This window comes from Micromonospora sp. NPDC003776 (assembly GCF_053605645.1).
The window spans coordinates 1-9,067 of record NZ_JBSGJR010000260.1 but is presented as its reverse complement, the minus strand read 5'-3'; the positions used below and the strand labels follow the sequence as shown (position 1 = coordinate 9,067).

Sequence of the window (9,067 nt, the reverse complement as noted above, 5' to 3'; positions counted from 1 at the left end):
AAGGCCACCGGCTACACCCAGCGCACCTTCTCCCTGGCCGCCTACGCCGGCCAGACCGTCACCCTGAAGTTCACCGGCACCGAGGACATCACCCTCCAGACGTCCTTCGTCATCGACGACACCGCGGTCAACGTCTCCTGAGCCAACCTCTTCCCACCGGCGTCCGGCGGTCCCCCTCGGGGTGACCGCCGGACGTCGTACCGGCGTCAGACGTCGAAGCTGGCCGGGCGCTCGGTGGCCGGCGCCGGCGGGGTGGCCTTCCACAGGCCGGTCTTCTGCGCGGCGAGCCGGGCCAGATAGGCCGGGTTGAGGATGACGTAGCGCCGCCAGAGCCGCTTCGGCTCCAGGCCGAGCCGCCAGAACCACTCCAGCCCGGCGCGCTGCATCCACGGCGGCGGGTTGCGCAGCAGGCCGGCGTGGTAGTCGAAGGCCGCGCCGACCGCCATCAGCGGCATGTCCAGCAGCGGCCGCATGGCGTACGTGAAGACCTCCTGGCGGGGGCAGCCCAGCCCGACCAGTACCAGCCGGGCGCCGCTGGCCTTGATCCGGTCGGCGATCTCCCCGTCCTCGCCGGGGGTGAGCGAGCGGAACTTGGACGCCTCGACGCCGGCGATCTTCAGCGCCGGGAACTTCCGCTCCAGTGCCGGGACCAGCCGGGACAGCGTCTCCTCGGTGGAGCCGTAGAGGTAGACCGGCAGCCCCTCGTCGGCGAACCGGGCGAGCACCCGCAGGGTCAGCTCCGGCCCGTAGACCCGGTCGGTCAGGCCGGCGCCGTGCAGCAGGTTGAGCGCCCAGCGGACCGGCTGGCCGTCCGGGGTGACCACGTCGAACGAGTTGAGCCGGGCATTGTGCGCGGGGTCGAGCACCCCGGTCATCACGCCGTGCACGGCCAGCGCGGTCAGCGCCAGCGGACGCCGCTCGTGCGCCGCCGCGACGACCGCCTCGGTCGCCCGGGCGTAGTCGGTCGCGTCGACCAGGACGCCGAGGACGTTCCGCTTGCTGCCGGTGGTCATGCCTTCGGCACCCACTTGTCGACGTTGGCCTCGTAGATCTCGCGGAGGATCATCGGCACGTCGTAGGTTATCTTCCAGCTCGGGTAGTGCTCCTCGAACCGGGCCATGCTGCTGACGTACCACTGGTGGTCGCCGGTGCGGGCCTGCTCGACGTAGTTGATCTGCGCCTCGCGGCCGGTGATCTGCTCGGCGATCCGGAACGCCTCGATGTGCGAGGTGTTCGAGTGCCGGCCGCCGCCCAGGTTGTAGACCTGCGCCGAGCGCGGCTCGCGGAAGAACGCCTCGAACGCGGTGAGCACGTCCCGGGAGTGGATGGCGTCCCGGACCATCTTGCCCTTGTAGCCGAAGAGGTTGTACGTCCGCCCCTCCATGACGCAGCGCATCAGGTACGCCAGGAAGCCGTGCAGCTCGGCCGCGGAGTGCGCCGGGCCGGTCAGCGTGCCACCCCGGAAGCAGGCGGTCCGCATGTCGAAGTAGCGGCCGTACTCCTGCACCATCACGTCGGCGGCCACCTTCGACGCGCCGAAGATCGAGTGCAGCGACTCGTCGATCGACATGTCCTCGGTGATGCCCTGGTACCACGGGTGGTCCTCGGGCAGCTCGTACCGGGTCTCCAGCTCGATCAGGGGCAGACTGTTCGGGCGGTCGCCGTACACCTTGTTGGTGGAGCAGTGGATGAACGGCGCCTCGATCGCGTGCCGCCGGGTGTTCTCCAGCACGTTGAGCGTGCCGCCCGCGTTCACGTCGAAGTCCGTGTAGGGCTCCTTGGCGGCCCAGTCGTGGCTGGGCTGCGCCGCGCTGTGGATCACCACGGCGATGTCCGAGCCGTACTTCCGGAAGACCTTCTCCAGGCCGTCCCGGTCGCGGATGTCCACCGCGTAGTGGGTGTAGGCGGGGCCCAGGTCGGCGGCGAGCCGGTCCAGGCTCCAGGCCGTCGAGCCGTCCTCCCCGAAGAAGTACCGGCGCATGTCGTTGTCGATGCCGACCACGTGGAGACCGAGGCCGGCGAAGTGCCGGGCCGCCTCGGAACCGATCAGACCGCCCGAGCCGGTCACCAACGCGACACTCACACGCCACTCCTGATCCATAGGAGGCAGGGAACGAATCGGAGCATAGCGTGACGTGCGGCCCGCCCCGATACGGCGCGAGGGCCCCGCTGTCTGCGGAGCCCTCGTGATGGTGGGGAAGGGGGGAGTTGAACCCCCACGCCCTTTCGGGCACACGGACCTGAACCGTGCGCGTCTGCCATTCCGCCACTTCCCCGTGGCCTGACCTGCAACACCGTATCTCATCCCGCTCCCGCCATCTGCGGCGGGTGCCGGGACATATTACGCTGTCACCGGTCATCGCCACGAGCGATCACCGTTCGTGGCGGACGAAACTGTAGCACGACCTTCGGGCCGCCCACGAGCGGGCCGCCGGCAGCCGGCCGAGCGGCATGTGAGCTGCGGAGGCGGTGTCCGGATACCATCATGGCCTCGGAACCCGAGGAGGAGCCGGTGAGCGTGCTGCAACGCTTCGAAAAGCGTCTGGAAGGCCTGGTCGAGGGGGCCTTCGCCAAGGTCTTCAAAGGGGTGGTCCACCCCGTGGAGATCCTCAACGCCATGCAGCGGGAGGCCGAGGCGCACAAGGCGATCCTGGCCGGCGGGCGCACGTTGGTGCCCAACCGCTACGTGATCGATCTCTCGCCGTACGACCACAGTCGGCTGGCGCCGTACGCCGCCGCGCTGGCCCAGGAGCTGGCCCAGTCGCAGGCGGAGTTCATCGGCGAGCAGGCCTGGACGGTCTACGGGGACGTGATCGTCGAGATCGAGCGCGGCGAGGGGCTGGACACCGGCATGTTCCGGGTCACCGCCGAGGTCTACACCGGTGGCGACGTGGCGCCGGTCTCCGCGCCCGGCGGCTACGACGCCGGCCCGGCCTACCCGGCGTACGACCAGGGTGGCGGCTACGGCCCGCCGCCCGGGCACGGCGCCGGCCGCAACGTCCGGCTGGTCTCCGGCGACGGCCGCACCTACCCGCTCCAGATGGGCTCGACCGTGATCGGTCGCGGCGACCAGGCCAACCTGCGCCTGCCCGACGTCGGGATCTCCCGCCGGCACGCCCGGCTGGACTTCGACGGCGGCCAGGTCGTGCTGACCGACCTCGGCTCGACCAACGGCACGATGGTCAACGGCCAGCGCGTCTCCGCCGTCGCCCTCAACCCGGGCGACATGATCCAGCTCGGTACGACCACTCTGACCTTCCGCGTGGACGGCTGATCCGCGTTGCCGGAACTCGTCATCACCGTCGCCCGGTTCGGGTTCCTCATCCTGCTGTGGATCTTCGTGTTCACGGTGGTCGGGGTGATTCGCCGGGACCTCTTCGCGGGCGCCAGGTCGGGCCGGCTGGTGGCCGCCCCGCGGGGGGTGGGCGCCCCGGCCGGACCGCCGGCGAAGCCGGCGAAGGTGAAGCGGGGCAGGGCCGCGCACCAGCTGGTGGTCACCGCGGGTCAGCTGGCCGGCACCCGGATCACCCTGGGTGAGGCTCAGATCACCATCGGGCGGGCCGAGGATTCGACGTTGGTGATCACCGACGACTACGCCTCGGCGCGACACGCCCGGCTGGTGCCGCGGGACGGGCAGTGGTTCGTCGAGGACCTCGGATCGACTAACGGCACCTACCTGGATCGCGCTAAGGTCACCGGACCAACCCCCGTCCCCCTCGGCGTGCCGATCCGGATCGGCCGCACTTCCCTCGAATTACGGCCATGACTCTGACCCTGCGCTACGCGGCCCACAGCGACCGCGGTCTGATCCGAGACGGCAACCAGGATTCCGTCTACGCCGGACCGCGGCTGCTCGCCGTTGCCGACGGCATGGGCGGCATGGCCGCCGGTGACGTCGCCAGCAACATCGTCATCGGTGCCATGGCGCCCCTCGACGAGGACGTCCCCGGGGACGCCCTCGTCGACGCGTTGCGTTCCGCCGTGGGCACCGCCAATCAGCAGCTCCGCGACACCGTGGACGCCAATCCCCAACTGGAGGGGATGGGCACCACTCTCACCGCGACCCTCTTCTCGGGCAGCAAGCTCGGGATGGTCCACATCGGTGACTCGCGGGCCTACCTCCTGCGCAACAACGAGTTCGCGCAGATCACCAAGGACGACACGTACGTCCAGATGCTCGTCGACGAGGGCCGGATCAGCGCGGAGGAGGCGAGCAGCCACCCCCAGCGCTCGCTGCTCACCCGGGCGCTCGACGGCCGCGACATCGACCCGGAGTACAGCGTCCGCCAGGTGCTCCCCGGCGACCGCTACCTGATCTGCTCCGACGGCCTCTCCGGCGTGGTCAGCGCGGACACCATCGCCGACACCATGCGGGAGTACACCGACCCGCAGCAGTGCGTCGAGCGTCTGGTGCAGCTCGCCCTGCGCGGCGGCGGCCCGGACAACATCACGGTGATCATCGCGGACGCGACGGACGAGGACATCGTCGAGGCGTCCCCGATCGTCGGCGGCGCCGCCGCCCGCGACCGGGGCATGGCCACCTCGGCCGACGTCTCCACCCCGGCGGCCCGCGCCTCCGCGCTCTCGGCCCCCCGGCCGGCTGCGCCGGAGGAGCCCGCGGACAGTCGGGACGACGAGCCGGAGCAGCGCCGACACCGCCCGCTGCGGACCGCCGCCATGCTGCTGGCGCTGCTGGTCATCCTCGGCGGCGGCCTGTTCGGCGGCTGGAGCTACACCCAGCGGCAGTACTACGTCGGCGCCACGCAGGACGGGCAGCTCGCCGTCTTCCGGGGCGTACCGGGCCAGATCGCCGGCCTCGACCTGTCCAGCGTGCACGCCACCAGCGAGGCCAAGCTCGACGACCTCACCCTCGCCGCACAGGAGCAGGTCAAGCAGGGCATCCAGGCCAAGAGCGAGCCGGACGCCGAGCGCCGCCTGGCCGAGCTGACCAGTGACGACCCGGCCAACCCGAACCTGAAGCCGCTCTGCCCGTCCAGCCCGACCCCGACGGCCGCCGCGCTCAGCCCCACGCCGAGCGCCGCCGTCGGCAGCGCCACCCCGGTGGCCCCGTCCGGCAGCGCCACCGCCGTGGCGTCGGCGACCCCGACGCCCGCGCCGACCGCGCCGACCACCACGCCCGACGCCATCCCCTCCGACACGGTCCCGCCGGTCGATCCGGCCGGTTGCCGGTCGCCGGAGTGAGCGTCGGTTCAACCCGGAGGACGCATCCGTGACCGCAGCCGCCGTACCGGCAGCCTCGCCCGCCTCGACGGGCGAGCAGCCCGGCGTACGCCTGGCCCGGTCCCGGCGCAATGCCGAGCTGTCGTTGCTCCTGCTCGCCATGGTGCTGGTGGCGGCATACTCGGCCACGGTCGAGGCGAACGTGCTGGACACGGTCACCTCGGACTTCTGGGTGCCGGCCGCCACGCTGGGCCTGGTGTTCCTCGCCCTGCACCTGGTGATCCGCTGGCTGGCGCCCTTCGCCGACCCGGCGCTGCTGCCGGCGGTCGCCCTGCTCAACGGCATCGGCGTGGGCTTCCTGCGCCGGTACGACCTGGCCCAGGCGGCCCCCGAGCAGCGGGAACACCTGGCCATCTTCGCCGGCACCGGGGGGCGGCAGCTCGCCTGGACGCTCGCCGCGGTGGTGCTCGCCGCCGGGCTGCTGGCGATCATGCGGGACCACCGGTCGCTGTCGCGCTACGCGTACACGCTGGGGCTGGCCGGCATCGTGCTCGTGATGATTCCGGCGGTGCTGCCGTCCCGGTTCTCCGAGGTCAACGGCGCCAAGCTGTGGATCCGGGCCGGCGGGTTCCAGATCCAGCCGGGCGAGTTCGCGAAGCTGGCCCTGCTCACCTTCTTCGCCTACTACCTGGTCCGCAAGCGGGAGGTGCTGTCGCTGGCCAGCCGCCGGCTGCTCGGCATCGACTTCCCGCGCGGGCGGGACCTCGGCCCGGTGCTGGTGGTCTGGATGATCAGCATCCTGGTCCTGGTCTTCGAGAAGGACCTCGGCACCTCGCTGCTCTACTTCGGCATGTTCGTGGTGACGCTCTACATCGCCACGGAACGGGTGAGCTGGCTGCTGATCGGCCTGGTCCTCTTCTTCGGCGGCGCCTACCTGGCCTACCTGCTGGGCAGCACGGTCGGCGGCCCGTTCGCCAACTTCTACCTGCGCGCGGAGATCTGGCTGGACCCGTTCGGTGACCCGTACAACAAGGGCTACCAGCTGGTCCAGGGTCTGCTCACGCTCGGCAGCGGTGGCCTCTTCGGCGCCGGTCCGGGCGGCGGCCAGCCGACCCTCCTGCCCGAGGTGCAGACCGACTTCATCTTCGCCGGCATCGGCGAGGAGATCGGGCTCTTCGGCCTCTCCGCGCTGCTCGTGGTCTACCTGCTGATCGTCGAGCGGGGGCTGCGGGCCGCGCTGGCGGTCCGGGACTCCTTCGGCAAACTGCTCGCCGGCGGCCTGGCCTTCACCCTGGGCCTGCAGGTCTTCGTGATCGTCGGTGGGATCAGCAAGCTCATCCCGCTGACCGGTCAGACCACCCCGTTCCTCTCCGCCGGTGGCTCGTCGCTGATGGCCAACTGGCTGCTCATCGCGGTCCTGCTCCGGGTCTCCGACGGCGCCCGCCGTCCGATCACCGGGGGCGGCCCGGCGGCCCGGCCGACGGGCGGCCCGCCGGAACAGCTGCACGGTGCCCCCACGGAGGTGATCCGGCCGTGAACGCACCGCTGCGCCGCGTCGGAGTGGTCGTGATGATCCTGTTCGGGCTGCTCTTCGCGAACCTGAACTGGATCCAGGCCTACAAGGCGGACGAATACCGCAACAGCGACTACAACGGTCGCGTCCAGGTCGCCGAGTACGACCGCAAGCGCGGCAACATCGAGGTCGGTGGCACCGCGTACGCGCTCAGCAAGGACACCGGCGGGAAGCTGCGCTTCCTGCGCACCTACCCGGCCGGCGAGGAGTACGCCCACGTGCTGGGCTACCAGCCGGTCAACGGGACGGCGACCGGCATCGAGCGCACCGAGAACCAGTTCCTCGCCGGCACCAGCGACCAGCTCATCGCCAACCGGGTGAAGGACATGTTCACCGGCGAGGAGACGGGTGGCGGCAACGTGCTGCTGACCCTCTCCAAGCGGGCCCAGGACACGGCGTACAAGCAGCTCCAGAACAACGAGGTGGGGGCGACCCGGGGCGCGGCGATCGCGATCGACCCCCGCACCGGGGCGGTGCAGGCGCTCGTCTCCATGCCGAGCTTCGACCCGAACCCGCTGGTCAGCCACGACACCGCGGCGGCGTCGAAGGCGTACAACCGGCTCGACCAGGACGAGGACCGGCCGCTGGCCAACCGGGCGCTCTCCGAGGTGCTGCCGCCCGGCTCCACCTTCAAAGTGATCATGTCCGCGGCGGCGCTGGAGAGCGGCTACACCAAGCAGACCAAGATCCCCGCCGGCGCGAGCTGGACCCCGCCGACCTCCGGCACGCCGATCAAGAATGCGGCCGACTCGATCTGCCCACAGGACGAGGTGACCCTGATCCAGGCGCTCACCGAGTCCTGCAACACCGGCTTCGCGCAGCTCGGTGTGAAGCTCGGCGCGGACAAGGTCAAGGAGAAGGCCCGCCAGTTCGGCTTCGAGCAGGACGACCTCACCGTGGGCCAGCTGGGCGAGGGCGGGCTGCCGGTGGCGGCCAGCAAGACCGGGGAGATCACCGGCCCGGACGGCGCGACCGACCCCGCCGCGCTGGCCCAGTCCTCGATCGGCCAGCGCGACGTCCGGATGACGCCGCTGCAGGGTGCGCTGATCGCCGCCTCGGTCGCCAACGGCGGCAGCCAGATGCGGCCGTACCTGGTCAAGCAGCTGCTCGCCCCGGACCGCACCACCAGCTACTACACGGCCAAGCCGCGCGAGCTGCGCCAGCCGGTGAGCGGTCAGGTCGCCGCCGACCTGCGCGACATGATGGTCAGCGTGGTGGAGAACGGCACCGGCAAGTCGGCCCGGATCCAGGGCTACACGGTCGGCGGCAAGACCGGCACCGCCCAGTCCGGCCCGGGCACCCCCGACCACGGCTGGTTCATCGGCTTCGCCCTGGACAAGAACGGCACCCCGATCTCGGCGGTCTGCGTGGAGCTGGAACAGGCCGGCTCCGGCGGCAGCCACGAGGCGGCCCGGATCGCCGGCAAGATCATGGCGGCGGCCATCGCCGACTCCGGGGGCCGCTGACATGCTCAGCCCCGGGGTGCAGCTCGGCAACCGCTACCGCCTCGACGAGCGGATCGCCAGCGGTGGCATGGGTGACGTCTGGCGCGGCACCGACCAGGTGCTGGGCCGGACCGTCGCGGTGAAGAGCCTGCTCCCCGCCCTGCTCGACGAGCCGGGCTTCGCCGAGCGGTTCCGCGGCGAGGCGCGGACGATGGCGACCATCAACCACCCCGGCGTGGTCGACGTCTACGACTTCGGCAGCGACCAGCAGATCGCCTTCCTGGTGATGGAGTACGTCGAGGGCGACGCCCTCTCCTCGACGCTCAGCCGGGTCGGGCGGCTCACGCCGGCTCGGACCATGGCCCTGCTCGCGCAGGCCGCCGACGCGCTGCACGCCGCCCACCAGAAGGGCATCGTGCACCGGGACGTGAAGCCGGGCAACCTGCTGGTGCGGCCGAACGGGACGCTGGTGCTCACCGACTTCGGCATCGCCCGCTCCGATCTGGTGGGCCAGCTCACCGCCGCCGGCTCGGTGCTCGGCACCGCCTCGTACATCTCGCCCGAGCAGGCCACCGGTGCGGTCGCCACCCCGGCCTCGGACGTCTACGCGCTCGGTGTGGTCGCGTACCAGTGCCTCGCCGGCCGGCGGCCGTTCGAGGGGGACAACCCGCTCGAGATCGCCATGAAGCACGTCCGGGAGGCCCCCCGGCCGCTGCCCGCCGACATCCCGCCCCAGGTCCGGGCGATCGTCGAGCGGGCCATGGCGAAGGACCCGGCGGCCCGCTGGCCGAGCGCCGCCGCTCTGGCCGGGGTCGCCCGGCAGGCCAAGCTCGCCCTGTCGCAGCAGGCCCGGGGCGGCGCGGGCCAC

Annotated in this window: 8 protein-coding genes and 1 tRNA gene; 6 read left to right on the top strand and 3 right to left on the bottom strand. The window is 71.5% G+C overall.

Annotation, left to right across the window (positions count from 1 at the left end; all coding sequences use genetic code 11):
* Nucleotides 1-206: 206 nt before the first annotated feature.
* The 3 genes from ACWEVO_RS20690 to ACWEVO_RS20680 form a co-directional block, all read right to left on the bottom strand.
* Nucleotides 207-1,013, bottom strand: coding sequence for a WecB/TagA/CpsF family glycosyltransferase (locus ACWEVO_RS20690; RefSeq protein ID WP_452309161.1), 807 nt, complete (start codon nucleotides 1,011-1,013; stop codon nucleotides 207-209).
* Nucleotides 1,010-2,083, bottom strand: coding sequence for an NAD-dependent epimerase/dehydratase family protein (locus ACWEVO_RS20685; protein ID WP_452309160.1), 1,074 nt, complete (start codon nucleotides 2,081-2,083; stop codon nucleotides 1,010-1,012). Before ACWEVO_RS20685 ends, ACWEVO_RS20690 begins: the two co-directional genes overlap by 4 nt.
* A gap of 107 nt (nucleotides 2,084-2,190) precedes the next feature.
* Nucleotides 2,191-2,276, bottom strand: a tRNA-Leu gene (locus tag ACWEVO_RS20680).
* 209 nt (nucleotides 2,277-2,485) lie between these two features.
* On the opposite strand from ACWEVO_RS20680, the gene ACWEVO_RS20675 reads away from it, so the two are divergent.
* From ACWEVO_RS20675 to ACWEVO_RS20650, 6 genes are all read left to right on the top strand, one after another.
* Complete coding sequence (locus ACWEVO_RS20675; protein ID WP_302770129.1) at nucleotides 2,486-3,274, top strand: FhaA domain-containing protein; 789 nt, start codon at nucleotides 2,486-2,488, stop codon at nucleotides 3,272-3,274.
* A 6-nt stretch (nucleotides 3,275-3,280) separates the two neighbouring features.
* The gene (locus ACWEVO_RS20670; RefSeq protein WP_452309159.1) at nucleotides 3,281-3,766 is read left to right on the top strand and encodes an FHA domain-containing protein FhaB/FipA; all 486 of its coding nucleotides are present in this window, start codon (nucleotides 3,281-3,283) and stop codon (nucleotides 3,764-3,766) included.
* Nucleotides 3,763-5,202: a protein phosphatase 2C domain-containing protein gene (locus ACWEVO_RS20665; protein ID WP_452309158.1), complete on the top strand. Its 1,440-nt coding sequence runs from the start codon at nucleotides 3,763-3,765 to the stop codon at nucleotides 5,200-5,202. The genes ACWEVO_RS20670 and ACWEVO_RS20665 overlap by 4 nt, the downstream gene beginning before the upstream one ends.
* A 28-nt stretch (nucleotides 5,203-5,230) precedes the next feature.
* On the top strand, nucleotides 5,231-6,718 hold the full coding sequence (locus ACWEVO_RS20660) for an FtsW/RodA/SpoVE family cell cycle protein (RefSeq protein ID WP_452309157.1): 1,488 nt from the start codon (nucleotides 5,231-5,233) through the stop codon (nucleotides 6,716-6,718).
* Nucleotides 6,715-8,220 (top strand): peptidoglycan D,D-transpeptidase FtsI family protein, encoded by a 1,506-nt coding sequence (locus ACWEVO_RS20655; protein ID WP_452309156.1) that lies wholly within the window; start codon nucleotides 6,715-6,717, stop codon nucleotides 8,218-8,220. The genes ACWEVO_RS20660 and ACWEVO_RS20655 overlap by 4 nt, the downstream gene beginning before the upstream one ends.
* Nucleotide 8,221: 1 nt before the next feature.
* Nucleotides 8,222-9,067, top strand: an 846-nt coding sequence (locus tag ACWEVO_RS20650) for a serine/threonine-protein kinase (RefSeq protein ID WP_452309155.1), incomplete at its 3' end; no start/stop codon positions are given.